General features: G+C 33.9%; 20 protein-coding genes. 13 read left to right on the top strand and 7 right to left on the bottom strand.

The features are described from left to right. The first annotated feature begins 1,278 nt into the window (after positions 1–1,278). Positions 1,279–4,644, top strand: coding sequence for a transcription-repair coupling factor (mfd, locus tag DZ60_RS0113660; RefSeq protein WP_025742625.1), 3,366 nt, complete (start codon positions 1,279–1,281; stop codon positions 4,642–4,644). A gap of 400 nt (positions 4,645–5,044) precedes the next feature. Here the strand turns inward: mfd and DZ60_RS0113655 are convergent, their stop codons facing one another. The 6 genes from DZ60_RS0113655 to DZ60_RS0113630 all read right to left on the bottom strand — a co-directional run bounded on the left by DZ60_RS0113655 (position 5,045) and on the right by DZ60_RS0113630 (position 11,707). Beyond that, positions 5,045–5,971, bottom strand: coding sequence for an NHL repeat-containing protein (locus tag DZ60_RS0113655; protein ID WP_025742624.1), 927 nt, complete (start codon positions 5,969–5,971; stop codon positions 5,045–5,047). A gap of 528 nt (positions 5,972–6,499) precedes the next feature. Beyond that, positions 6,500–7,630 (bottom strand): helix-turn-helix domain-containing protein, encoded by a 1,131-nt coding sequence (locus DZ60_RS0113650; RefSeq protein ID WP_025742623.1) that lies wholly within the window; start codon positions 7,628–7,630, stop codon positions 6,500–6,502. A gap of 273 nt (positions 7,631–7,903) precedes the next feature. After that, positions 7,904–8,827 carry a hypothetical protein gene (locus tag DZ60_RS0113645; RefSeq protein ID WP_025742622.1) on the bottom strand — a complete coding sequence of 308 codons (924 nt, stop codon included), beginning with the start codon at positions 8,825–8,827 and terminating at the stop codon, positions 7,904–7,906. A gap of 428 nt (positions 8,828–9,255) precedes the next feature. Continuing rightward, positions 9,256–10,392 carry a helix-turn-helix domain-containing protein gene (locus tag DZ60_RS0113640; protein WP_025742621.1) on the bottom strand — a complete coding sequence of 379 codons (1,137 nt, stop codon included), beginning with the start codon at positions 10,390–10,392 and terminating at the stop codon, positions 9,256–9,258. A 56-nt stretch (positions 10,393–10,448) separates the two neighbouring features. Beyond that, positions 10,449–10,808, bottom strand: a complete 360-nt coding sequence (locus tag DZ60_RS0113635; RefSeq protein WP_025742620.1) for a YraN family protein — start codon at positions 10,806–10,808, stop codon at positions 10,449–10,451. 2 nt (positions 10,809–10,810) lie between these two features. Further along, the gene (locus DZ60_RS0113630; protein ID WP_025742619.1) at positions 10,811–11,707 is read right to left on the bottom strand and encodes a S66 peptidase family protein; all 897 of its coding nucleotides are present in this window, start codon (positions 11,705–11,707) and stop codon (positions 10,811–10,813) included. Positions 11,708–11,816: 109 nt separating this feature from the next. Between DZ60_RS0113630 and DZ60_RS0113625 the strand changes: the two genes are divergently transcribed. The 9 genes from DZ60_RS0113625 (at position 11,817) to DZ60_RS0113585 (ending at position 20,936) form a co-directional block, all read left to right on the top strand. Continuing rightward, the gene (locus DZ60_RS0113625) at positions 11,817–13,325 is read left to right on the top strand and encodes a DUF1800 domain-containing protein (protein WP_081740497.1); all 1,509 of its coding nucleotides are present in this window, start codon (positions 11,817–11,819) and stop codon (positions 13,323–13,325) included. 7 nt (positions 13,326–13,332) lie between these two features. Further along, the gene (locus tag DZ60_RS0113620; protein ID WP_025742617.1) at positions 13,333–14,961 is read left to right on the top strand and encodes a DUF1501 domain-containing protein; all 1,629 of its coding nucleotides are present in this window, start codon (positions 13,333–13,335) and stop codon (positions 14,959–14,961) included. Positions 14,962–15,123: 162 nt separating this feature from the next. Then, complete coding sequence (metG, locus tag DZ60_RS0113615) at positions 15,124–17,190, top strand: methionine--tRNA ligase (RefSeq protein ID WP_025742616.1); 2,067 nt, start codon at positions 15,124–15,126, stop codon at positions 17,188–17,190. Between the two features lie 19 nt (positions 17,191–17,209). After that, positions 17,210–17,389 (top strand): hypothetical protein, encoded by a 180-nt coding sequence (locus tag DZ60_RS25180; RefSeq protein WP_161634406.1) that lies wholly within the window; start codon positions 17,210–17,212, stop codon positions 17,387–17,389. Between the two features lie 188 nt (positions 17,390–17,577). Next, entirely contained in the window at positions 17,578–18,162 is a 585-nt protein-coding gene (locus tag DZ60_RS0113605; protein ID WP_152537434.1) for an outer membrane beta-barrel protein, read from the top strand. Between the two features lie 167 nt (positions 18,163–18,329). Then, complete coding sequence (locus tag DZ60_RS0113600; protein WP_025742614.1) at positions 18,330–19,232, top strand: histone deacetylase family protein; 903 nt, start codon at positions 18,330–18,332, stop codon at positions 19,230–19,232. A 119-nt stretch (positions 19,233–19,351) separates the two neighbouring features. Next, positions 19,352–19,864: a DUF6265 family protein gene (locus DZ60_RS0113595; RefSeq protein ID WP_025742613.1), complete on the top strand. Its 513-nt coding sequence runs from the start codon at positions 19,352–19,354 to the stop codon at positions 19,862–19,864. A gap of 2 nt (positions 19,865–19,866) precedes the next feature. Continuing rightward, positions 19,867–20,217 carry a hypothetical protein gene (locus tag DZ60_RS0113590; protein WP_025742612.1) on the top strand — a complete coding sequence of 117 codons (351 nt, stop codon included), beginning with the start codon at positions 19,867–19,869 and terminating at the stop codon, positions 20,215–20,217. A gap of 20 nt (positions 20,218–20,237) precedes the next feature. Beyond that, positions 20,238–20,936 (top strand): hypothetical protein, encoded by a 699-nt coding sequence (locus DZ60_RS0113585; protein WP_025742611.1) that lies wholly within the window; start codon positions 20,238–20,240, stop codon positions 20,934–20,936. 59 nt (positions 20,937–20,995) lie between these two features. Here the strand turns inward: DZ60_RS0113585 and DZ60_RS0113580 are convergent, their stop codons facing one another. After that, the gene (locus tag DZ60_RS0113580; protein ID WP_025742610.1) at positions 20,996–21,466 is read right to left on the bottom strand and encodes a CBS domain-containing protein; all 471 of its coding nucleotides are present in this window, start codon (positions 21,464–21,466) and stop codon (positions 20,996–20,998) included. A 207-nt stretch (positions 21,467–21,673) separates the two neighbouring features. Between DZ60_RS0113580 and DZ60_RS0113575 the strand changes: the two genes are divergently transcribed. The 3 genes from DZ60_RS0113575 to DZ60_RS0113565 all read left to right on the top strand — a co-directional run bounded on the left by DZ60_RS0113575 (position 21,674) and on the right by DZ60_RS0113565 (position 26,101). Continuing rightward, on the top strand, positions 21,674–24,067 hold the full coding sequence (locus tag DZ60_RS0113575; protein WP_025742609.1) for a M28 family peptidase: 2,394 nt from the start codon (positions 21,674–21,676) through the stop codon (positions 24,065–24,067). Beyond that, positions 24,060–24,878, top strand: coding sequence for an NAD-dependent epimerase/dehydratase family protein (locus DZ60_RS0113570; protein ID WP_025742608.1), 819 nt, complete (start codon positions 24,060–24,062; stop codon positions 24,876–24,878). The genes DZ60_RS0113575 and DZ60_RS0113570 overlap by 8 nt, the downstream gene beginning before the upstream one ends. A 428-nt stretch (positions 24,879–25,306) precedes the next feature. Beyond that, positions 25,307–26,101 (top strand): hypothetical protein, encoded by a 795-nt coding sequence (locus tag DZ60_RS0113565; RefSeq protein ID WP_025742607.1) that lies wholly within the window; start codon positions 25,307–25,309, stop codon positions 26,099–26,101. Positions 26,102–26,165: the final 64 nt, after the last annotated feature.

Here is a 26,165-nt window from a genome sequence, read left to right as displayed (position 1 = left end):
TTGTTATAAATATCTTATTTGGGGCACAAAAAAGAAGGCGCAAATATAAGCGTTTTATGGCAAAACCTTTGAGTTAAAACCAAATAGTTAATAAAAACTTAATTTGCCTTAAAAAACTCACTGCAAACTACTTGTACATCTATACGGCTCCTGTTTTGATACTATAAAAGACCCTTCTGCATCAAAATACAGAAGGATCTATTGGAATAAAAAAGTGTGGAAAACCAACTTTTTTTTAACTCAATGATGACCATACCTTAGTCCTACCCCAGTTTGGGTCATACATCAAGTTTTTCCTGTTTATAGTGTTTCTTTTATCATTTATAATGTTACTCTTTCTTAAAATTCTCCCACATCATAATGCAGGAGAATTCTTAAAAACTAAAAAAATACCACAAAAACCAACTTCGTATTGCTTGTTAACTATTCTACCTTAGTCCTACCCCAGTTTGAATAGTCTTACAAACAATTTTCGTCAATAATTGTTTCCTTTATAATTGCCATAATACCTATACAGTTGTTTTAGTTTTAAAACTATATTGCTTTAGACAATTTTTAAAAAATTTCATCTTCTAAATTTTACCCCAGTTTATTCAATAGAAAATCTATTATATAAAGTGGGTTTTAAAGTTCTCCCACACCATAGCATGGGAGAATCTTTAAGAATCAAAAAAACACATAACAAACTATACTTTTAAGATCCATCATAATGATCCTACTTTAGTCCTACCCCAGTTTGGATATCATGATATCTTTGGGTATAATTTGTTTTTATACTGCAATACTACTATAGAGTTGTTTCATTTTTTGAAACTGTCAAAAAAAATCACACTTTATGATAATTTTTATACTCAAAATCTTAAAAACACACTGATGCATACCAGCATAAGAGAATCAAAAAAAGCATCACGAACTCTATTTTAAGATTGACAATAGTACTCCTAGCTATACCTTACCCCAGTTTCGGACACCATATCTAACCTCTTCACAAATCCCAATAACAACTTAATTATCAATTAATAATAAATAAAAAGCATATCATATTATTCGTTTTTTTTTGATCTTTTTCATATTGCAATATTGATAAGAACGTTACTCTAAAATCTTATAAACAAATAAAAAACTTAGAGTGTTTATTAGTAAGTGTCTCGAGCTATAGAAATGTTACCATGAATAATTAAAAAAAAATCTATACTTGCATTTTTCTCGCCAAAAATCATATCTCTCACCTTCTCATTTCTAAACAAAACAACATATATTTGTCACAAAATTTGCTACGTGAGTATATCTACAATCTCGCAAACCTTTTTACAGTCTCCGCAACTGCAGAAACTGCAGAAGGCTATTGCCCAATCCAAAACAAAAACACATCTACAAGGACTTATAGGATCTTCATTATCCTTTGCAATCGAAAATAGTTTTAGTCAAGCCAACAAGCCTTTTCTATGTATTTTTAATGATAAAGAAGAAGCCGCATATTACCTCAATGATCTTGAGCAGCTTTTGGGAGATAAAAATGTACTTTTTTATCCAGGCAGTTATCGCCGCCCCTATCAAATCGAAGAAACCGACAATGCCAATGTGCTTCTAAGAGCCGAAGTTCTCAATCGTCTTAATTCGCGTAAAAAGCCGGCATTGATTATTACCTATCCCGATGCATTATTCGAAAAAGTAGTTACGCGCAAAGAACTTGAAAAAAACACCTTAAAAATTGGTATTAATGATACATTATCGCTGGATTTTATAAACGAAGTCTTATTCGAATATCAGTTTCAGCGTGTAGATTTTGTAACAGAACCCGGTGAGTTTTCTGTTCGGGGCGGAATCGTCGATGTATTCTCTTTTAGTAATGACACCCCTTATAGAATTGAGTTTTTTGGTGATGAAGTAGATAGTATTAGAACCTTTGATGTCGAAACACAATTATCTACAGATCAAATTACCAAAATTTCTATTATTCCTAATGTAGAAAACAAAGCTATACAAGAAACTCGAGAAAGCTTCTTAAAATATATCAGCGCACAAACTGTTATTTTTACCAAAGATATAGAGCGACTTTCGGCTCGAATTGATAAAAATATTGAAAAAGCACATGAAGCTTTTAAAACGCTCTCAGAAAACATAAAACACAGTTCGCCCGAAGAGCTTTTTACAACCGCTACGTTACTAAAAAAACAATTACTAGATTTTACATTAGTAGAAATCGATCACCAGCCTTTTACCAAGGCCGACTATTCGATAAAATTTGATATCAAACCACAGCCTTCCTTTAATAAACAATTCGATTTACTAATTGAGAACCTCAATGAGAATCATGAAGAAGGATATAAAAACTATATTTTTTGTGTTAGTGAGCAGCAAGCCAAACGTTTTCATGATATTTTTGACGATGCAGACCTCAATGTACAACAATACGAAACGGTAGTTTTTTCGGCTTTTCAGGGATTTATTGATCATAACCGCCATATTGTTTGCTATACCGATCACCAGATATTCGAACGCTACCATAAATTTACACTTAAGAATGGCTACGCCAAAAAACAAGCCATTACACTCAAAGAATTAACCAATCTAGAAGTTGGTGATTATGTTACACATATTGACCATGGTATAGGAAAATTCGGAGGGCTCCAAAAAATTGATGTAGAAGGCAAAAAACAAGAAGCTATTAAATTAATTTATGGTGAACGTGATGTGTTATATCTAAGTATACATTCACTACATAAAATCTCAAAATTTAATGGTAAAGACGGCAAACCTCCTCAAATCTACAAATTAGGTTCTAAAGCTTGGAAAACATTAAAACAAAAGACCAAAGCCCGTGTAAAGCATATTGCATTTAATTTGATTCAGCTATATGCAAAACGCAAATTACAAAAAGGATTTCAGTATAACCCTGATAGCTACCTGCAGCATGAGTTAGAGGCATCTTTCATTTACGAAGACACGCCCGATCAGAGTACTGCAACCGCCGATGTCAAGGCGGATATGGAGAGTGAACGTCCTATGGATCGCCTTATTTGTGGAGATGTAGGGTTCGGAAAAACCGAAGTAGCGATTCGGGCTGCTTTTAAGGCAGTAGATAATGGCAAACAAGTCGCTATTTTGGTCCCTACGACAATTTTGGCATTTCAACATGCCAAAACATTTCGTGAACGACTTAAAGATTTCCCTGTTGTAGTAGACTATGTGAATCGTTTTCGAACAGCAAAACAAAAAAGGGAAACCCTAGAAGATCTAGCTGCAGGAAAAGTAGATATCATCATTGGTACGCATCAACTAGTTAATAAGAATGTAAAATTTAAAGATCTGGGATTATTAGTGATCGATGAGGAACAAAAATTTGGAGTATCCGTAAAAGATAAACTCAAAACGATCAAAGAAAATGTTGATACACTTACTCTAACCGCTACTCCGATACCAAGGACATTACAATTTAGTTTGATGGCAGCTCGAGATTTATCGACAATAACAACACCTCCGCCTAACCGATATCCAATCGAGACCAATGTAATACGATTTAGTGAAGAAAGTATTCGCGATGCAGTAAGTTATGAGATACAACGAGGCGGTCAAGTATTTTTTATTCATAATCGAATCGAAAATATCAAAGAAGTAGCAGGAATGGTACAACGTGTTGTCCCAGATGCCAAAATAGGAATCGGTCATGGACAAATGGAAGGAAAAAAATTAGAAAGTCTCATGCTCTCTTTTATGAACGGAGAATTCGATGTCCTAATTTCTACAACCATTATAGAAAGTGGATTAGATGTCCCAAATGCAAATACAATCTTTATAAACAATGCTAATAATTTCGGACTATCCGACCTACACCAAATGCGAGGGCGTGTAGGAAGAAGTAATAAAAAGGCATTCTGTTACTTTATTACGCCTCCTTATTCTGCTATGACCGAAGATGCTAGAAAAAGAATCACAGCATTAGAACAATTCTCAGAACTAGGAAGCGGTTTTAATATCGCTATGAAAGATCTCGAAATTCGAGGTGCTGGGGACATTCTAGGAGGTGAGCAAAGTGGATTCATTAACGAAATTGGCTTTGATACCTACCAAAAAATATTAACCGAAGCAATCGAAGAACTTAAGGAAAATGAGTTTTCAGAATTATACGAAAAAGATAAAGAGGAAAAAGTATACCTCAAAGACACCCAAATAGATACTGATTTTGAGTTATTGTTTCCTGATGATTATATCAATAATATTACCGAAAGACTTAACCTGTATACCGAACTGAATTCGATTAAAACCGAAAAAGAACTACTCGATTATGAGAAACGTCTTGTAGATCGTTTTGGAGAATTACCCGATCAAGCAATAGATTTATTAAATTCTGTTCGTATCAAATGGATTGCTACAGGAATAGGGCTCGAAAAAATAATTATGAAGCAAAAAAAACTGGTGGGTTATTTTATCAGTGACCAGCAATCTGGTTTTTATCAAAGTCCTGCATTTACTAGTGTACTTCAATTTGTGCAGAAAAATCCCGGAGTTTGTAAAATGAAAGAAAAAAATACGCGATCAGGTCTGCGGTTATTATTAACTTTTGAAAAAGTTGCTTCTATAGATGATGCACTGCAAGCATTTCAACCTTTCAAAATAAAGACCAATGTCGAAAAACAAGAGTAATACCAATCCAATTATATAGGTATTACTAATGTTTTTGGGCGTTCGGGCGGGCTATACATTACAATTCCTCGCACCTCCTATAGTCGGGCTGTGGGATTTTCATTCCTATCCCTAACGCATATTTAAAAAAGTAAAAGAGAGCATTTGATATTCCAAACACTCTCTTTTTGACCCAGCTACATACTAGAACATGATAACAAACCTTACATATAAATTACAGATGGGTCGCATCCTGATTTCAACATAACGTCACTACAATTCAAATTAAAAACCTCTGTAGGGGGTAGAAACAGAGGTAAATGGACCATATCTGTATTCATTATAGGGTGTTATTTGACTATCTAATACTATAAAAGGATCTACTAGGACTAAATAACCCCAACCAAACGTACATGTAGCCCTAGTACAGTTTAATTTTTCTTAAGGTTGTATTCCCATATTCTGTGATATATAATATTTTCTTACGTTTATCCGCAGCAATTCCGTTAGGGGTATCAAAAGAAGCTTCTAACAATGGCCCATCGGCAAATCCCGCTTCTCCTGTTCCTGCTATAAAATTTACTTCTCCATCTAGGGTAACACTAAAAATCTTATGTACTGACATTCCTGTGCCATAAATAATATCATTTATAATGGTGCAATGTCCAATTCTTAGGCCTGGTTCTCCCAAATCCGGAACCTGAACAATCAAAGAGATCGTTCCTTCTGGGTCAATAGACACTATTTCTCCGGTGATCTGATTGGCTACGATCAAATTTCCTTTGCTATCAAAATCCATCCCGACGCCTCCTCCCAGCGTAGTGTCATTGGCAAACTCTGTCACCTCTCCTTCTGGCGTTACTTTATGTAGCGCATATGATCCAATGTTGGATACATAGACATTATCAAATTTGTCTATAGCCACACCCGTAGGATACCCCTCGATTGTTGCAAAAACTGTTTTGCTTCCATCTTGTGTTATCTTGATTATTTCTTTGGTATTAAAATTAACGACATACACATTTCCTTTAGAATCAATAGCATTGCCTACAGGCCCTCCTAATTCTGTGGCATATGTTACAACTTCTCCCCTGCGGGTTGCCTTTAATAGGGTAGTTCCTGATCCTGTTGCTGTGGCGCCATCAAATTGTCCAAAATTAGATGCATAAATATTGCCCTGACGATCTACAGAGACCCCTTCATTAGCATCAAAATCTGATACCAAGGTTTTTACTTCTGGATCTGTATAAACAGGGTCTCCATGACAGGATACAGATACTACGAGAAGAGCAAAAGTCATCAAGAATAAAACCACTTTGGTTTTGACACTAGTAAAAAAAGTTTTCATGTTTATTAATTTTAAGTTTTAACCAAATGTATGCGGTATACCTCTCAAAATCGACGGTTTGTATACAGACGTACATATGCCAATTAAAAAACAGCGTCACTGTAAATAATGGGTACGATTTCGGTGCAAAATCAAAAACCTTATACCGCATAGTTAAATTTGAAAATTTAGTTAGCACACCTAGGCTAAATCAAAATGCACTAAAAAAAGATGAAATCACTTTCTTTTGTTCGTCATTGTGATTCTTTTTTATAGAAATATTACGAAGAATGCGAGTACGTGCTCTGGCATATTCTAACCTGTAATTGCTATAATAACACCTGTAACACTTTGAATTAACTGATATAAGATTTTAAAAACCGTATTACAACCCAAAACTTTGGCATAAAACGGGTTAAAATAGTATTATGAAATCTGAGAGTACAAAAAAATCGCGTCAGGGATTGCCGTGAAAATCCCGGAGTCTGAGGAACGAAGTACGAGGAATTGAAACAGAAAGCCCGCCAGGACGCCCAAAAATAAAATGATCTATATTACTGTCAATTTTTTGATGTATTCGGTAGGTGTGTCATTCATTAAGGTTTTAAAAGCCTTATTAAAAGTAGACTTAGAGTTAAATCCAGAATCTAGAGAGAGTGCCAACAAAGTATGAGCATTGTGTTCGCCTCTTTCAATCTTTTCTATAAATGCCTGTACTCTGTATTGATTGATATAATCATAAAAAGTACATTGATGAATATTATTAAGCAGCCAGGAGACGTCATTGGTAGAAAACCCTAATTTTTCTGAAAGACCTTGTAACGTAAGTGTATTATCTAGGTATACTTTTTCTGTGACCATAAGATATTCTAAATCGTCTTGTAATTGCTTGAGCATTTCTCCTTGAAGACGATTTTTATTCTTTTTTTTTTTGGCCGTTATTTTTAAGGGGACTCTAAAAATTTCTGGTTGTCGTAAACTATAAAAACCAACCACATACACAAAAATGGGTATAGAAATCCATACATAATCGTAATCAAAAAAATACAAGTTATATATCTTAAAATAACGACTCATAAAACTGATTGTCCATAACAACAAAAAAAGAGTAATCGCACCTAAAAATGTGTATAAAAACGGAATCACACTTTGTGAGTAGGATAGATTATTTTTTTCTTCTTTTTTAAAAATGTTTACTAATCGATATGACTTAAAACAATATAAAAAATTGGATATCAATGCACCATATACTATGATATTAAAAATTTGTACTAATGGCACTACTCCTGTTTTGGCAAAATACATCAACTCCTTTTTGGTATAAAATAAAGTCCATGTACAAAATGTTAAAATAAGTACAAGAGGAATGTAATGGTATAACGATAATTTATACGCTGGTGATTCTTTAAAAGTTAACCTCCTAACATACATATACACCAAAGGACCAAATACAAAAATAACGGCATCTGCATACCCTGCTATTTTATGTAACAAAATACCCGAATATCTAAAAAAAACCACCCGACCAAAAAGCATAAAAGCAGCCATAATCAGAATTATGGATAAAATTTTATTAGCAGATATATTTTTGTTTCTTACTAGTTGTAATGTAATTGCTAAAAAAAAACCTTGGCTGATTCCTAAAACTAAAATCAAATCGATGATTCCAAAATCATTCATGTATTTCGCTTAAAATTAAGTATCAAAACTACGTTGATTTATGAAATTATACGTCTTTTTGGGTACAATCATACATTTTAAATCCGTTTTATGCACAAAAAAAATGGGGAAGCTATAATTATTAAAAAAACCGAGACTAGGTCCCGGTCTTTTGGTCGTATTTCTTCTTATGAATTATTAAATTTCTCTTTTACCCTAACCTAAAGATTTCTTAATAAGTAAGACTAAATGCGACAGTATTGATCTGACTAACAATCCATACTCAAAAAGTTCTTAAAATTGAATTTTTCGCAAACTAGTTGCACCATATCCCCCAATAAATAATGTTCGGTTATATGCCGTGATTCCATTTGGCCTTCGAAAAGTTGCCTCTAATAATGGGCCATCTACTTCTCCTGATTCTCCACTTCCTGCAAAATGGATTACTTCGCCACTCATTGACACTCTAAAAATCTTATGTGTAGAAATGCCTGTAGCAAAAATTGAGTTTCCCGCAACGATAATATATCCTATTCCGCCACCTCCGACAACAATATCAGGAATATTAGCAATTAGAGAAACCTCTCCTTTTTTATCAATAGATAAAATATCCGCAGTAACATAGTTCCCTACAATTACATTCCCTTTTTTATCGATATCGATGCCAACACCACCAGCAAGTGATTCGTCCTCGGCATAGAGACTAAATTCTCCTGAAGGAGTAATCTTATGAACTGTAGGAGTAACAAAATTAGAAACATAAAGATTGCCCTTCTTATCAATTGTTAATCCTGCAGGAAATCCCTCTACAGTAGCTAATACAGTTCTTGTACCATCAGCTGCTATTTTTAATACTTCACCCGATCCACCTCCGTCATTAGAATGTACTACATAAAAATTACCATGGTTATCAATAGCATTTCCCAAAGGGCCTTCTAGATTTTCGATAAATACACTTTGAGCTCCAAATTTATCTATCTTAAAAATACGTGTCCCGTTTCCATTACCACCTGCAAATTCACCAAATTCTGACATATAAATGTTCCCTGCTGTGTCATGTGTTACAGCATCAAAACCAACTCCTGGAATATCAGAAGATAAAGTGGTCACCTCAAGATCTGAGAATACCGGATCCCCATGACATGAACCTAGTACAGCAGAAGTTATACCTATTAAAACAACTACTTTAGTTGCGAAAATTGAAATAAAATTTTTCATTCGTTTATGATTTAAAAGTTTACTCAAAAATAGTCTGAACCCTCACGTCAATCGACCGAATGTACACAATAGGACTTGTGCTTTTATATTTTTTGGTTAACCCGTTATGCATTAGAACTTCGTTATGAAACCAGTAAATACGATATACACTAGTGTTTTCTTAGTTTTACCATAGTATCGCTAGGGTTACAATAAAAATGCAGCAAAGCGATAGTATCTGAAGTCGTTTTAGGCTGTAGTAGATTTTCTAATATAATGTGGGGTTAACTAATTGGGTTGATAAAGACAATATGTGATTATAGTGCGGACTACAGTAGTAGAGAAAATAGTTATCCTTCTGCAGAGTAAGAATTCAGTTTTTTAAGGCTTTTGCTTTAAAAAGTCAACACAAAAGTAGTAGCATCTATTTTCTTTGACGCAAAACGAGTTTAATTCAGGCTCATTTTTTTGATATAGCTCGTAGGCGTATCATTCATATGTGTTTTAAAAGCCTTATTAAAAGTTGATTTAGAATTAAAACCAGAGTCTAGTGATAATCCTAATAATGTATGGGCATGATGCTCTCCTTTTTCTACTTTTTGTATAAACTCCTGAACCCTAAATTGATTAATATAATCATGAAAAGTAGAGTGATATACATTGTTAAGCAGCCATGATACGTTATTAGGAGATGTTTGTAGTTTTTCTGAAAGACCTCTTAGGGTTAGTTCATTATCCAAATATACTTTTTCCTGATCCATAAGGCTTCTTAGGTTTTCCTTTAATCGAAGTAATGCGTCTCCCTCTAATCTGTTTTTTACAATTACTTTCTTGGTCTTAGGTATCTTTTTTAAGGGTACCCTAAAAATCTCCGGCTGTTTAAGACTGTAATAGCCTACTACATATACAAAAACCGGAATCGACACCCAAACCATGTCATAGGATATAAATGGTACTATTTTTCCAAAAAAATTAAAATTCACAAAACTGGTTAGCCACAAAATGAGCATTAAAAATACTGCGGTTAAGAAAGCATATAAAAAATAGGTTACATATTGAGAATATGAGATATTATTTTTCTCCTCTTTTTGATATAATCTTACCAATAGAAAGGACTTGAACCAGTAATAAAAATTAGACACAATCCCCAGTCCACCAATTATAGCATATACAAGACCTAGACTTATATTATAGTCACGAAGAACATCCCTAAACTCTTTTGGTGTATAGAGTAAATTCCAAGAAAAAAACAAAATAGGAATCAGGGCCAGGATATAATGTCTCAATGGTAATTTATATTCTTGAGGCTCTTTAAAAGTAAGTCTCCTGAAATACAAATATACTAGAGGACCAAAGAGAAAAATAACCGTGTCTGCAAAATTTGCAATTTGCCGAAGTAAGGTATTCGGAAATCTAAAGTAGATCATTCTTCCAATTAACATGAGCGTTGCGATAAATAGAACGATCGATAATATTTTATTGGCAGCTGTATTTCGATTCGTTACTGTCAATAAGGTAGTTCCTAAAAAAACACCCTGACTTATACCTGCAAACAATATGATATCTAATAGCTCAAAAGAAAACATGATAAACTTTTATAACAAATCAATTTCTAATAGATTTAGAAAAATAGAAATGGTGGTTAAAAATGATAAAAAGCATCCTCGAGATGTTCAATACGGGTTCCGGTTTTATTTTTTATAATTGCAACAATATCAAAACGTACTTCTACATCTAGATTTTGTTCGTTTACATAATAGTCTATTACTTTTACCAATGATTGTATTTGCTTTGGTTTCACAAAATCCTGAGGATTCCCGAATTCTATAGTACTTCTTGTTTTAACCTCTACAGCTACGAGCACACCTCCTTTTTGAGCAATAATATCTATTTCATTTTTCAAATATCGATAATTTTTTTCCAAAATATCATATCCTTTTTTCAACAAAAGATCTATCGCCATCTGTTCTCCTTTTTTACCTAGCGAATTATGCTCTGCCATAACTAAATATATGTAAATTTTACGTTATCCTTTAACACTTCTAACGAAGCTTCTGCTCCAAAAACTAATGCTCTGTTATCTTCAATATGTCCCATCGGGAAATTAAATGCTACAGGAAAACGATATTCCTTGGTGATGTCAAGAATAATTTTTTTTGCGTTTTTACCAAAAGGAATATTATTATCATGCATTTTGGTCATTCCGCCTACGATTAAACCAGCCAAATTCTCAAAATATCCATTCCGCTTAAGATTTTGTAACATACGATCTATATGATACAAATATTCATCTAAATCTTCGATACATAAAATTTTACCCGAAGTATCTATAGAGGACTCTGATCCGCATAACGAATATAAGATTGATAAATTACCTCCTATCAATTGTCCTTTTGCAGCACCCAACCTATTCTTTTTTTTACTCGAGATCTCGTAAATCAACTTTTTACCAAAAAGAACATCTCTTAATGAATTTCTTGAAGCATCGGTACCTTTATGAATATCAATAGGCATTGCGGCATGTAGGGACTGCACTCCAAAATTATGAATGTGCGCATGTAAAACTGTGATATCCGAGTATCCGATAATCCATTTGGGGTTTCTACAAAATTTTGAAAAATCAATTTTATCGATAATTCGGACTGTCCCATAACCACCACGAGCACACCAAATAGCCCGAATTTCGTCATTATCAAGCATTGACTGAAAATCACCTGCGCGTTCCTGATCAGAACCTGCAAATTGATTATACTCTTTGCCAATAGTGGCTCCTAATACAGGCTCTAAGCCCCATGTTTTTAATAATTCTATTGCTTCAGTTATCTCTTTTGGGATGATCTTTCTCGCGGTAGAAACAATCCCTATTTTATCACCTTTTCTAATAAATTCAGGCGTTAGCATATCATAAATTTTCGATTTTGAGATACTAATTAACAAATACTTTCGTTAGAAACTAGTATATTGTACAATATTTCGTCCCTAAAACAGCTACTTCTAAACCCTATTGTCTATGATGTCGTCAGATACTTCGTGTAATCTTGCCACGTTAGCAGAATATGTACCCTCTGCAACGAACCCTTGGAATGTTACCAAAATTCATCATTTGTATCGAAGAATTGCCTTTGGAGCTTCAAAACCAGAAGTTCTAAGCGCACTCTCTCAAACACCAGGAGCTCTGGTAGATACACTAATAGATGATGCTATTGCTCTTAATACAACAGCAGAACCTATATGGGCATTCTGGAACAGAGATCAATTTGAAGCTGCAGAAATGCTCAATGAAGATAATAGCATTGGTTATTATCTAGGTGAAGGCAAAGCGCAAATGATTAATGACTTAATACAAAACAAGGTCAGAGATCGACTTACCTTATTCTGGAGCAATCATTTCGTAACAGAAGATGAGGAATATAGAAGCCCTGCATATCAATATCAATACTATAATCTTCTGCAGCTACATGCGCTAGGTAATTTTAGAGATTTTGTTTATGATGTTGGTATATGCAATGCAATGCTCGTTTATCTTAATGGAGACGAAAACATAAATGACCGACCCAATGAAAACTATGCTCGAGAATTATATGAGCTTTTTACTCTTGGGGTAGATAATAACTATACTGAAGATGACATCCAAGAAACAGCTAAAGCACTCACCGGATATGTAGACACGAATGATATTTCATGGGGAGATATTCTCTTTAACGCAAGTCGTTTTAGTAATGAAAATAAAGATATTTTTGGAGAAGTAGGAAATTGGGGATATGATGATGTGATCAGAATTCTATTCGAACAAAGAGAAACTCAGGTTGCTACTTTTATTTGTGGCAAACTATATACGTACTTCGTAAGCCCTACTTGTAGTGATGTTATTGTTGCAGAAATGGCGCAAACATTTATTAGTACAGGGTATAATATTGCTGAAGTACTTCGCCAACTTTTTAAAAGTGAACACTTTTTTGATCAAGAGGCTATTGGTTCAATCGTAAAAAGTCCTTGTGACCTTATGATTTGCTACTATAATGAAACCGGTTTTGAATTACCTGCAAATCTGGATGTTGTTGATTCTATTTTTGGAAGTACAGAAATGCTGGGACAAGAAATGCTAAACCCTATCGATGTAGAAGGATGGCAAGGAAATCATGATTGGATCAGTCCAGATCTATTATTAGGTCGTTGGGAGAGCATTCGATATTTAATGAGTCAAGCCTATAATCAGAATCAAACTCAGTTTGGTGATTTTGTGATCGGAATGCCTATTGGCGAACTAGCCGATGGGAATCTTGCCATTACTGAAACAGACGTAGAACATGTTGTTGCTACAATTCTTAATTATTTCTTCCCCAGAGGAATTGATGATGCTATAATTTTTAACGAAGCAGTGGGCGTCTTTAAAATAGACGGTATCCCAGAAAATTATTTTGAAGATGGCACCTGGACCGTAGGATATCCAGAACTGCCAGATCAATTTGCTGCCTTACTTAATTATATTGCAGAAATCCCTGAATTCCAACTTAAATAAAATTGTCATGTGCGATACTCATCACTCTCAGAATAAAAATATAAAAACGAATAAAGACGGTTGTAATACCGAAGATCATAAAAAATGGAACCGAAGATCTTTCCTTCAGGCTTTAGGGCTTGTTGGCGGGGGATCTATGATGCTTGGCAATACTGCCTTAACAGCATCACGGCCTTCTCCCCTCTCTATTGCCCTTAGTCAAGCCGAAAACGATAACATTTTAGTATTGGTAAGACTACAAGGAGGTAATGATGGGTTTAATACCATTATTCCTGTATATGACTATGATATCTATGCCAACGCTCGACCTCTTATAAAAATACCACCAAGTGAATTTATAACCCTTGATGATGATTTTGCGATGCCAAAACCCATGAATAAATTAGAAAATCTATGGGGTGATGGTCAAATGCGAGTGGTACACGGGGTAGGCTATGAAGATTCCTCTTTGTCTCATTTTAGAGGATCTGATATCTATGCAAACACTAGTTTAGATGAGCCTGATGAAAGAAGTGGTTTTATGGGACGTTATTTTCAGGAAATATATCCTGATTACATTTTTAATCCTCCTGCAAGCCCTCCGTCAATACAAATAGGGAGTATCGGAAATCTAATTTTTAGAGGACCCGAAAATGACTTTTCTTTTGCAGTATCAAGTCCAGAAAGATTAGAACAATACGCTTTAAACGGTACTTCATATGGCACAGAAACATTAGGGGATTGCACCTATGACGAGCAAGTGCGTCATATAAGAGAGGTTACCAACACGACCTTTACCTATGCAGATGTAATTAGTAGTGCTTATAATCAATCTACTGATTTTGCAGAATACCTTGATGATGATGGTTTTGCCAGACAATTACGCATCATTGCTAGACTTATCAAAGGAAATTTAGGCACCAAAGTATACTTAGTAACCTTAGGAGGATTTGATACACATAATAACCAAATACAGAGACATCAAGAACTTCTTAACTCGTTATCAGAAGGTATAAGTACATTTTATAATGATCTTGCAGCAGCAGGTTGGGATGATAAAGTACTGACCATGACAACATCAGAATTCGGAAGACGATTTACAGAAAATGGCTCTTTAGGAACAGATCATGGTACTGCAGCACCAACCCTATTTTTTGGACCTGCACTCGATGGAAATGGTTTTGCCGGTGAACACCCTGATTTGACTAACTTGACTAGAGGAGGCAATGTAACTTATGGAACAGATTTTAGACAAGTGTATGCAACTGTTCTAAAAGATTGGTTGTGTATCGATGAAGGCACTGTAGGGAGAGTGCTACTAGGAGCTGATTTTGAATCTTTGGACTTAGGATTTAACTGTTCAGGAACAAATTCTAATATTCCACTTGATGGATCAGGAGTTACACACATAGTAAGTTACAGTGATAGCCAAACGCTTATTAATATCGCTACTCCAGAAACCAGACATATTAATGTTTCTTTATATAATGTTATCGGCCAGAAAGTAGCAACACTAAGTAATGAAATGCTTATGGAAGGTGATGAGCTTATAATCAATGTCAAAGAATCAGCCAATACAAGATTAAGCACAGGGCCTTATGTATATCTTATAGAAACCAACGGTGGTAACTATAGCCGTTCTATTCTGATTTCTTAATCCTAAAAAGTAGTATTAAACAAAAAACACTAGATACTGGGGAGAAATTAAGCACTATCTTATTTCTCCCCAATAATAATTCGACAAGCTGTAAATTACTTCATGTGACATTTAAAAGTTAAAATGGTATTAGTACCTTTGTGCCTTATTTTTATTTAGATTATGAGTGCACCAGAAAGATATACCATTACAGCAGCTTTACCATATACAAACGGACCTATACATATAGGACACCTTGCAGGAGTATATGTCCCTGCAGATATTTATTCTCGTTACCTTAGGATAACTGGCAATGATGTTGCTTTTATTTGCGGCAGCGATGAGCATGGTGCTGCCATCCCGATGCGTGCCAAAAAAGAAGGGGTTTCTCCGCAGGTAATCATAGATAAGTATCATTCTATCATTAAAAAATCATTTAGTGATTTTGGAATTTCTTTTGATAACTACTCAAGAACCTCTGCTCCCATACATCATGAAACAGCTTCTGATTTTTTCAAAAAACTTTATGATGATGGTGCTTTTATTGAAGAAACATCAGAACAACTTTATGATCCAGAAGCACAACAATTTCTGGCAGATCGTTTTGTAATTGGCACCTGTCCTAAATGTGGTCACGAAGAAGCCTATGGTGATCAATGCGAAAAATGCGGAAGCTCACTAAGTGCAACAGAACTTATCAATCCAAAATCTACTATTTCTGGAGCAGAACCAACACTCAAACAAACAAAACACTGGTATTTACCACTAGACAAATATGAAGATTTCTTAAGAGAATGGGTATTGGTTGGTCATAAAAAAGATTGGAAAACCAATGTATATGGTCAAATAAAATCTTGGGTAGACGATGGGCTTCGTCCACGTGCAGTAACAAGAGATTTGGACTGGGGAATTCCTGTTCCTGTAGAAGGTGCAGAAGGAAAAGTACTTTATGTTTGGTTCGATGCTCCGATAGGATATATCTCATCTACCAAAGAATGGGCAGAAAGAGAGGGAAAAGACTGGGAACCATATTGGAAAGATCCCAAAACAAAATTGATCCACTTTATTGGTAAGGATAATATTGTATTTCACTGTATCATCTTCCCTAGTATGCTCAAAGCAGAAGGAAGTTATGTACTACCAGAAAATGTACCTGCCAATGAGTTTCTTAATCTTGAAGGCAATAAACTTTCTACCTCAAAAAACTGGGCAGTATGGCTGCATGAATATCTAGAAGAATTTCCGGATCAGCAAGATGTACTTAGATACGCTCTTACAGCAAATGCCCCAGAAACCAAAGACAATGATTTTACTTGGAAAGATTTTCAGGCACGTAACAACAATGAGTTAGTCGCCATTTTTGGTAATTTCATTAATCGTGTTGTAGTGCTTACCAACAAATATTATGATGGTATTATCCCCACTCCAAACACATTTTCTGAAGTAGATACGCAAGTTCTTACAGAACTTAAGGCGTACCCAGCCGTAATTTCTAGCTCTATAGAACGATATAGATTTAGAGAAGCAAGTCAAGAACTCCTTAATGTGGCTAGATTGGGTAATAAATACTTGGCAGATGAAGAACCCTGGAAATTAATAAAAACAGATGAACAGCGCACTAAAACTATTATGTACGTAGCACTTCAGATCGCTTCTGCACTAGCAACGCTTTCAGAACCATTTTTACCCTTTACTTCTCAAAAATTAAAAAATATATTGGCAATCGATTCTGACCAGTTAAAAACCAACTGGAATGAAATTGCCACTAAAGAAGTATTGCTTCCCTCTAATCATCAGATTAAAAAAGGAACATTGTTATTTTCTAAAATCGAAGATCAGCAGATCCAACAACAATTAGATAAACTAGAAGCTACCAAAAAAGCCAACGAAGCAGAAAATAAAGTTGTAGAACCTCAAAAAGACACTGCTACTTTTGAAGATTTTACAAAACTAGATATTCGCATTGGGACAATTATTGAAGCAGAAAAAATGCCCAAAGCAAAAAAGTTGTTGGTACTCAAAGTTGATACAGGTATCAATGAAAGAACAATCGTATCCGGAATTGCCGAACACTTCACACCAGAAGAGGTGATCGGTAAAAAAGTATCTGTACTCGTTAATCTTGCTCCTAGAAAACTAAGAGGCGTAGAAAGTGAAGGTATGATTCTAATGACAGAAACTCCGGAAGGAAAATTAGTTTTCCTAAACCCTGATGAAGATGGAGTAAACCCGGGAGCGGTAGTTAGTTAATACCAAAGTAAGTCAATGATTGAAACCACATATGCACGCTGCCTCTTTAATCAAATTATTGAGCATATTAATCGCAAAGTGTCAGAAATATGTGTTTGAAAAAATTAAGAGCTTTTCAGAAACCATTAAGATCATAAAAGCAGAAACTATTTATGATCTTAATGGTTTTATCTTTTTGGGTCCTAAGAATGCTATTTAAAAAAATATTTTATTCGTAAATTTGAATAATAATTAGTTCTAAAAACACAATTGTCAAAAGATTAAACCCTAATACATAAAACCCTTATAAAGAGATACATGTGTCTTTATAACTTAAAACCTATTTAATACTAATCAACATATCGTTAATACTATTTGTGATAATTTAACGTTTAACACGTAAAATTCATGATGAAATACAATTACCCCTATTTTCTGTTCTTTTCGTTACTTGTTGTATTCTCAGTTAATTCTCAGAGAAAACAACATAACCCAAACCCTTGGATAGTTGGGCTAGGTGTCAATGTGGTTTACGACTCTGGAGAACTCCTAAAAGGGATGTTTAATCTAAAAGAAAATTACACCTTTAGTAATCCTCTAAGGATGTCTTTAGAAAAACGTTTCGAGGATGATTTTGGGTTCGAAGTTTCGACCAGCTTTAATAAGTTCTCTGCAGGAAAAACTTTTGATAATAATGTACTTACCGAAGACATTAATTTTTTTGCATTAGATGGATTACTCAAATATTATATTACTAATAATCATGTTGATAAACATAGATCTATTTTTGAGGGATACCTTGCCATGGGATTCGGTAGTAGTTTCTATGATAGATCAAGTGCTACAAACGTAAATCTTGGTGCAGGAATTAACTTTTATATATCAGAGAGCCTTAGGTTAAACGGTCAAGTTTTGGGCAAATTATCGGTTGATGATAACCCCACAAGCACCAATTACTTACATTATAATTTTGGTTTAATCTATAGAATATAGTCTGGTACATACTACTTAATGTAAAAATTAGATACTATTTTGTGATATGCAAGGCCATTCAATTCTTACACAATGGTAATACTAAACATATTTTATATTCCTAGTAATATCCTTATGGTTACTAATCATAAAATTTATAATATTGGCACAGATTAATAAAACTGCCAATGCTTAAAATTGCATATCACCCGATATATGCCCATCCGTTACCAAAAGGTCATCGTTTTCCGATGATTAAATACGACTTGCTACCCCAACAACTAAAACATGAAGGGACGTGTATAGAAGAAAATTTTTTTCTTCCTAAAATACCAGATGCAGCACCTATACTGGCAATACATACTCAAGAATACTATGATGAATTGATTCATGTTTCATTAGCTCCCAAAGCCGCTCGAAAAATAGGATTTCCTTTATCAAAAGCACTTGTTGATCGAGAGGTTATTATTACAGACGGAACTATAACTGCATCTAAATATGCTTTAGAAAATGGGATTGCAATGAATATCGCAGGAGGCACACATCATGCTTATACAGATCACGGAGAGGCATTTTGTTTACTAAACGATCAAGCCATAGGCGCCAGATATCTCTTGCAACAAAACTTGGCAAAAAAAATACTTATTGTTGACCTAGATGTACATCAAGGTAATGGAACCGCAGAAATCTTCAAAAATGATCCTTTAGTATTTACGTTCTCAATACACGGAGCGAATAACTATCCATTTAAAAAAGAGAAATCAGATCTGGATATCGAATTAGCAGATAATACAGAGGACAATAAATATTTAGAAATACTTAAAACAACACTTCCTAAACTAATTAAAAATCAAAAACCAGATTTTATATATTATTTATCTGGAGTTGATATTCTGGCTACGGATAAATTAGGAAAGTTAGGATGCAGTATTCAAGGATGTGCCCAGAGAGATCTATTTGTATTAGAAACCTGTAAAGATTTAGAAATACCAGTAATGTGCTCTATGGGCGGTGGTTATTCTCCTGATATCAAAACTATTGTTGAGGCACATGCAAATACTTTTAGAATTGCCCAGGACATTTATTTTTAACTAGACTCTAGATTACTTCTATAAAAAACACACTATATTAATATTCAGCACTTAATCGTTTGTAATTGGATAATTATTGTACCTTCCCATATAATTTATTAACCATAAGTAAATTAGTTATGAAACTAAAAGAGGTAAGTTTTCTTTTACTATTCGTGATCACATCTTCCGTTGTTGGGCAAAAAAACGTATCCAAAATTATAAAATTTGAAGAAGATACCGTTTCTCCAAAAGCAACTTTGCAAGACGTGTCCTGGATCAGTGGGTATTGGCGAGGTGAGGCTTTTGGCGGAATAATCGAAGAGATATGGAGCGATCCCTTGGGTGATTCGATGATGTTTTCGTTTAAGCTAGTAATAGACAATAAAGTAAAATTCTATGAAATCGGAGGAATTACTCAAAAAGACAGTACGTTACTACTACAATTAAAACACTTTGATGGTGATTTTAAGGGATGGGAAGAAAAAGAAAAAACTATTGACTTCAGACTTGTAAAAATTGAAAAAAACATCATCTATTTTGATGAATTTACGTTTGAAAAAGTTAGCCCCTCAGAAATGAACGTATATATAAATATTAATAATGATGATGAAACAAGTACAATAACAACTTTTAATTACAAAAAGCTATAAGCATGCAAAAAAATTGTCCCATTTGTGGTGATAAAATAATTGGACGAGCAGATAAAAAATTCTGTAGTGATTACTGTCGAAACTCACATAACAATCAACTCAATAAAGACAGCAAAAATCTCATTAGAAACATTAACAATCTTTTGCGCAAAAATTATCGCATTTTAGAAGAGCTAAATCCAAAAGAAAAAACCAAAACTACGAAGACAAAACTTATTGCAAAAGGTTTTGATTTTCAACATTTCACCAGTATATATGTAACTAAAACAGGAAATACATACTATTTTGTTTACGATCAAGGCTATTTACCTTTAGAAAATGAGTTTTATGCCCTAGTAAAAAGAAACAGTTAGTGCTCCTAATAACTCTTCACATGCCAGTACTAGTCATTTTACCAGAACTAACAGCCATTTCAGGACTCCCTATTCTTATACTAGTATTTGTTATGATAATTCTAGGTCTTTGGTCAGTTTATGCAAATAAAAAAAATAAGGTTCTTCGAAAACTTAAAAAAACTACAATTAAAAAAACTGCCCTTGCCAAAGAAAATGAATACATAAAAGTTATTGGCACCTTACAAACAACTACAGAACCCATTATATCTCCTATAGGCAAAAGAGAATGCATTGGCTACCAAATTAAAGTAGAAGAAAAGAGAAAGTATAAAAACAACAGCTGGCGAACGATAATGCTCGAAGAAAAGCTCCTAGACTTTATCATTGACTCTCCTCAAGGAAAGGCATTTATCGTTTTTCCTTCTGACGCAAACAATAGTTTACTCTATCTTGTAAAAAATGTTGTAAAAAAAACAGGCACTTGGGATAATCTTCCTCTATTTATAGAAAAATCCCTTACAATCCATGGTAAGAAAAGTGCTGGATTTTTGAAGAGTAATAAAATATTTCGATATAAAGAATCTATAATAGAAGCAGGTAATAAAATGGTGGTGGCAGGAGTTTGTTCCTTGAAACCGTCTATGCACAAATTAGATCGTTACTCCTCAAAAGATCTGTTTATATCTGGGAGTAAGTCTCATAAACTTGTAATTACTGATACCCCTAAAGCACAATAAAAAAAGGTAAGATGTTTCACATCCTACCTTCGTTAATACCTTTTAGAGTATATTCTCTATTATTTATCTCTCCAATTCTGGCTATTAAGTTTTAGAGCTGCTTTCATAACGTCTTTTTGACTAATTTGTCCTACCAACTTACCATCTTCAATTATCGGAAAACGTCTCCTTTTGGTCTGTAAAAATTTTGTAGCTGCATCAAAAATATTAAGATTACCATCAATGGTATCTACATTTTTGGCCATAAAATTTTCTACTTTAGCGTCATCAATTGGCATATTATAATATCGACTCTCATTTAATTGTTTAATACAATCTCCTTCAGAAATCACACCTAATAATTTATTATTGTGATCGACAACAGGTCCTCCCGATATTCTATGCTTAATTAACGTCTCGATGACTTCCATTACTGGTTGATTCGGATGGAACGTAATCAGGTCTTTTGTCATGTAATCTGAAACTTTTATCGGAGTCTCATCGTACTTTTTCGTCTTCGTACGAGCTCCTTGAAAACTGATTATTCCCATATGCTTAGTGATTTAGTGAATCTTAAATATAATGATTTACAATGACTTATTCAAATCTCCTCTAATGTTTTAAGAGTTAAAGAAGAGATAAAATAGGAAAAATGTAGTCTTTTCTTCTTCAAATTACGATATCCATAAGGCTTGTTCTAATTGAGGCCACATAATTATAGGTTATTTCTTACCTTTAACCTAAACCAAAATACAAACATGCGTAAACTCTCTTCTTTTTTAACATTATTGCTTCTTATTCTTGCCTTAGCTTATAGTGTATACAGTAGTAAATCGCAGCGAATAACAGATCTTAGTACAAGTAAACATGAGTTTTCGACGCTTCGTGCTTTAGAACATGTAAAAAAAATCTCAGAAGAAAGTCATTATTTAGGCAGTCCGGGGCACGAAAAAGTGCAACTCTACATTATCAATGAACTCAAAAAATTAGGACTTCATCCAGAAATTCAAAAAGGCGTCTCTGTTTCTAAATCAGGAACCATTTGTAACACTCAAAATATACTTGCAAAAATAAAAGGAAGCGATAACACCAAATCACTGGTACTTATGACCCATTATGACAGCTCACCCCATTCATCATTTGGAGCTAGTGATGCAGGTAGCGGAGTGGCAACAATTCTGGAAGGTGTTCGAGCCTATATCGGAACCAATAAAACTCCTAAAAATGATATCATAATCTGCATTACTGATGGAGAAGAACTTGGACTTAATGGAGCTCATTTATTTATAAAAGATCATCCATGGTCCAAAAATGTTGGACTGGCGATTAATTTTGAAGCAAGAGGAAGTGGCGGAAATTCTTATATGCTTCTTGAAACAAATAGTAAGAATGGGAAAATGATTAAAGAATTCTCTAAAGCAGGAGTAAAATACCCTGTAAGTAATTCTTTGGCATATAGTATTTATAAAATGATGCCCAATAATACTGATTTGACTGTCTTTAGAGAAGAAGGAGATATAGAAGGGTTTAATTTTGCTTTTATAGATGATCATTTTGATTATCATACATCAAATGATACTTGGCAAAATTTAGATTTAAATACCTTACAACATCAAGGAAATTATATAGTTCCCTTGCTCTCATACTTTTCTGAAATCGATCTTAGCAACCTCAAATCAGATATAGATTACATTTATTTTAACATCCCGATTTTTAAATTTATCACATACCCCTTCAGTTGGATATTTGGACTTCTTATAATTGCTGTAATTCTATTTATTGGATTATTTTTTTACGGGAAATTTGCCTATCGAATAGATTTTAAAGAAGTGCTATTAGGACTTGGTGCTTTTCTCCTTTGTTTGGTCCTTTCAGGAGGACTCACTTTTGGAGGATGGAAATTACTATCTGTTATATATCCTCACTACAGCGAGATACAACACGGATTTACATACAATGGGTATTTATATATCTCAGTTTTTATACTCTTGTCTTTGGGGATATTTTTTAAAGTATATGCCCGTTTTGGCAAAATAAAAAATCAACCTAGCTTATTCATTGCTCCCATATTTATATGGTTGATTATTTGTTCATTGACTGCTCTATATTTAAAAGGTGCTAGTTATTTTGTTATTATTGTGTTTTTTGGTTTAGTTTCTTTATTCATATTAATCAGACAAAAGAAACCTAACCCATATCTAATGGTATTCCTCGGACTACCAGGCATTTTTATAATTTCGCCTTTTATTATGAGTTTTCCCGTTGCCTTAGGACTCAAAATTCTTTTTGTTTCGGCTATACTATCCACACTTCTATACGGTATGTTACTCCCTGTATTTGGATTCTATAAAAGAAAAAATATAGTAGGAAACCTAAGTCTGTTTTTAAGTCTAGTTTTCCTTATTCTTGCGCATTTAAAATCAGATTTTACAGAAGAACGACCAAAGCCTAATAGTTTGGTATATATTTTAGACACAGACCAAAACAAAGCAGTATGGGCAAGCTATGACCAAACATTAGATATCTGGAGTAAAAATTATATTGTTCCTGATAAAAATATCGCCGAAACCTATAATGCCAACACTTTTCAAAGTAAATACAAAAAAACATTCAAGTACGCTAATACGGCCCCTCTAAAAAATATTACACGTCCCAAATTAGATATTGGCAGGGACACTATCATTAATAACATACGTCATTTTGATCTTTGTATTGCTCCTCAACGCAATATCGATAGAATTGAACTTTATACTAAAACCCTATTTAATTTTGACTCTCTATATGCTAATAATAAGACTGCTTTAGATTTCAACTATTCAGATGGGAATACATATAATGCGTTTACAAAAAGATGGAGCCAAAATCTACTGACTTATCATGTCACAAAAAATGAACCCTTAGAGCTTCGAATGCAATTTCATAAAGACTCACTCCCTGAGTTTACAATCTATGAATCTTCATATGATCTACTTCAAAACGATGTTTTCTCAATACCATCAAGAAGTGATTATATGATGCCCAAACCTTTTATCATTAATGATGCTATTATCCTTAAGAAAAAATTTATTGTTCCAGAGTATCAGGAAAGAGAAACAGATACAATTCTAGAAACGCTTGATGATCCGAATAAAACACAAGAAATTAATGAATAATAAAATTAGTATTCTGGGCACAGGATGGTTAGGGTTTCCTCTTGCCAAGGCACTTATAAACGAATCATACTCGATTCATGGATCGACTACATCAGAAAACAAGCGCGAAGCTTTAAAAAAAGAAGGCATTACAGCTTTTAATATTGATCTTAAAGAAGATGGCCCCGTAGGTGACATCAAGTCTTTCCTAGATGATAGCAGTTCTCTTATCATTAATATACCACCGGGGTTGCGCAGAAATCCTCAAAGTAATTTTGTTGGTAAAATCAAAAGTCTGATTCCCGAAATCGAAAAATCAAAGGTAGAAAATGTCCTTTTCGTTAGTTCTACTTCTGTTTTTTCGGATTCCTTAGATTTTCCTTTGATTACAAAAGAAACGACTCCAAATGCAATATCAAATGCAGGCAAACAACTTATAGAAACGGAACAATTATTACTAAAAAACCCGCATTTTACAACCACAATACTTCGTTTTGCAGGACTTTTTGATGCGCGTAGGCACCCTGCAACCATGCTTTCTAAAAGAAAAAATATAAAAAACCCAAAAGCACCTGTCAACCTTATTCACCTTATGGATTGTATTGGTATTATCAAGAAAATCCTAGAAACGAATAGCTGGAATGAAGTTTTTAATGCATCTTACCCTGAACATCCAGAAAAAAGTAAATATTACAGTTCTATTTGTAATCAAATGAAACTACCAATTCCTGAGTATGATTTCGAAACTCCTTCTCAGGGAAAACTGATTCTTTCAGAAAAAATAGAAAACCATCTAGGATATACTTTTACAAATAACCTATATTCTCTCTAACGCTATAACTCTTGTGTACTTTCTGATTTTATTCTCAACATCGACTATTCCTTCTAATAGTACACATTCATAGAAAAACTCCTTACCTCACCGTACAAATACCTAGACACCAGCCTTTAAAATCGCTGTTTTTTTAAGAAAAACAAGTCGATGACACTTTAATAAAAAACATTCTTCCTTAAAAAATCACTGTAAAAGGGGTGTTATAAGAACTAGATACTATCTTCCTTTGTTAAGAAGAAATTTCCCCGAAAACAACCCCCAAGTCACATACGATATATTTTTGTTTTGAATGACAACCTTATGTCAAAGAGTAGAAGGTATTACTTATGGCGTAATATCATTTTAACAACCTCAAAAGATACTTTTTAATTTCAAAAACGAAGAAATAAATCATAAACAAATATTAATATTTAATTTAAAAATGAATGAAAAAAATTATCAAAGTCATTACGTTCACTCTAATAATAGGTTTTTTTAATTCCTGTTCTATAGAGGATGATCAAGTTCAATTACAGTCAGAAGTAACCCCTGAAGATCTAGAGGTACCCGAAATTGCAGCCGTCTCTAAACCTACTAATAAAGCTATTCTTATTCCACCAAAAATAACCAAGGTATGGAACAATCAAAACTTTGGAGAATCTCTATTTGTATTAGATGAAAGCGTCTCTAAGATTGTTTATGAAAGAAACTCTTGGGATAATAGTACCATATTTACTTTTAGGCAATATAGCGAGAGTTCAGATTTTATTTACATTATAGATGATAATCGAGATCTGCATATGGCGCTACCTTTATGGAATCCTGGAGAATATTCATATGCATGGATGAAAGTTGGATCAGGATCTTGGTCTACATGGCGCAGAGTAAGCTATTCTAGTTGTATTTCTGACACAGAAGCTCCGACAATTAGTGCAAATAGTCAAGCGCCTCAGTGGTATGAGTCTTATTTACGGAATGGAGGTATAAATTTCTCTAACTCTACGCTATGTATTGGCGGTGTTGGAGGCAATCCTCCTGGACTTACAGATTACTCGACGATAACAAGATTTTATTTAAACATACAGGATAATTGTGATCAGAATATTGGCTATATTCAAAATCCTCCTGCCGGAACACCTATAGAAAGTAACCGTTTTATAAATGGCTACATAGATTTTTTCGACAATAATGGAAATACTAGACGAATAAATTTCCAGGATTACGTAAGAGTGTGTGATTAAGTAGTTCGACAAATTAAAAAAGCCCCAAATTCTATGAATTTGGGGCTTTTTAGGTTGTATTATT

Origin of the sequence: Aquimarina pacifica, from assembly GCF_000520955.1 — a bacterium.
Taxonomy (GTDB): Bacteria; Bacteroidota; Bacteroidia; order Flavobacteriales; family Flavobacteriaceae; genus Aquimarina; species Aquimarina pacifica.
Note: the sequence above shows the minus strand (reverse complement) of the source record. Positions and strands in the feature narration are given on the sequence as shown.

Bases quoted from the DNA above. Each gene is read 5' to 3' on its own strand.
- DZ60_RS0113625 (WP_081740497.1), top strand. From the start codon at position 11,817: ATGATGTCGTCAGATACTTCGTGTAATCTTGCCACGTTAGCAGAATAT.
- DZ60_RS0113585 (WP_025742611.1), top strand. From the start codon at position 20,238: ATGCCAGTACTAGTCATTTTACCAGAACTAACAGCCATTTCAGGACTC.
- DZ60_RS0113565 (WP_025742607.1), top strand. From the start codon at position 25,307: ATGAAAAAAATTATCAAAGTCATTACGTTCACTCTAATAATAGGTTTT.
- DZ60_RS0113630 (WP_025742619.1), bottom strand. From the start codon at position 11,707: ATGCTAACGCCTGAATTTATTAGAAAAGGTGATAAAATAGGGATTGTT.
- DZ60_RS0113575 (WP_025742609.1), top strand. From the start codon at position 21,674: ATGCGTAAACTCTCTTCTTTTTTAACATTATTGCTTCTTATTCTTGCC.
- DZ60_RS0113570 (WP_025742608.1), top strand. From the start codon at position 24,060: ATGAATAATAAAATTAGTATTCTGGGCACAGGATGGTTAGGGTTTCCT.
- DZ60_RS0113635 (WP_025742620.1), bottom strand. From the start codon at position 10,808: ATGGCAGAGCATAATTCGCTAGGTAAAAAAGGAGAACAGATGGCGATA.
- DZ60_RS0113600 (WP_025742614.1), top strand. From the start codon at position 18,330: ATGCTTAAAATTGCATATCACCCGATATATGCCCATCCGTTACCAAAA.
- DZ60_RS0113645 (WP_025742622.1), bottom strand. From the start codon at position 8,827: ATGAAAAATTTTATTTCAATTTTCGCAACTAAAGTAGTTGTTTTAATA.
- DZ60_RS0113620 (WP_025742617.1), top strand. From the start codon at position 13,333: ATGTGCGATACTCATCACTCTCAGAATAAAAATATAAAAACGAATAAA.
- DZ60_RS0113605 (WP_152537434.1), top strand. From the start codon at position 17,578: ATGATGAAATACAATTACCCCTATTTTCTGTTCTTTTCGTTACTTGTT.
- DZ60_RS0113590 (WP_025742612.1), top strand. From the start codon at position 19,867: ATGCAAAAAAATTGTCCCATTTGTGGTGATAAAATAATTGGACGAGCA.
- metG (WP_025742616.1), top strand. From the start codon at position 15,124: ATGAGTGCACCAGAAAGATATACCATTACAGCAGCTTTACCATATACA.
- DZ60_RS0113595 (WP_025742613.1), top strand. From the start codon at position 19,352: ATGAAACTAAAAGAGGTAAGTTTTCTTTTACTATTCGTGATCACATCT.
- DZ60_RS0113640 (WP_025742621.1), bottom strand. From the start codon at position 10,392: ATGTTTTCTTTTGAGCTATTAGATATCATATTGTTTGCAGGTATAAGT.
- DZ60_RS0113580 (WP_025742610.1), bottom strand. From the start codon at position 21,466: ATGGGAATAATCAGTTTTCAAGGAGCTCGTACGAAGACGAAAAAGTAC.
- DZ60_RS0113650 (WP_025742623.1), bottom strand. From the start codon at position 7,630: ATGAATGATTTTGGAATCATCGATTTGATTTTAGTTTTAGGAATCAGC.
- DZ60_RS0113655 (WP_025742624.1), bottom strand. From the start codon at position 5,971: ATGAAAACTTTTTTTACTAGTGTCAAAACCAAAGTGGTTTTATTCTTG.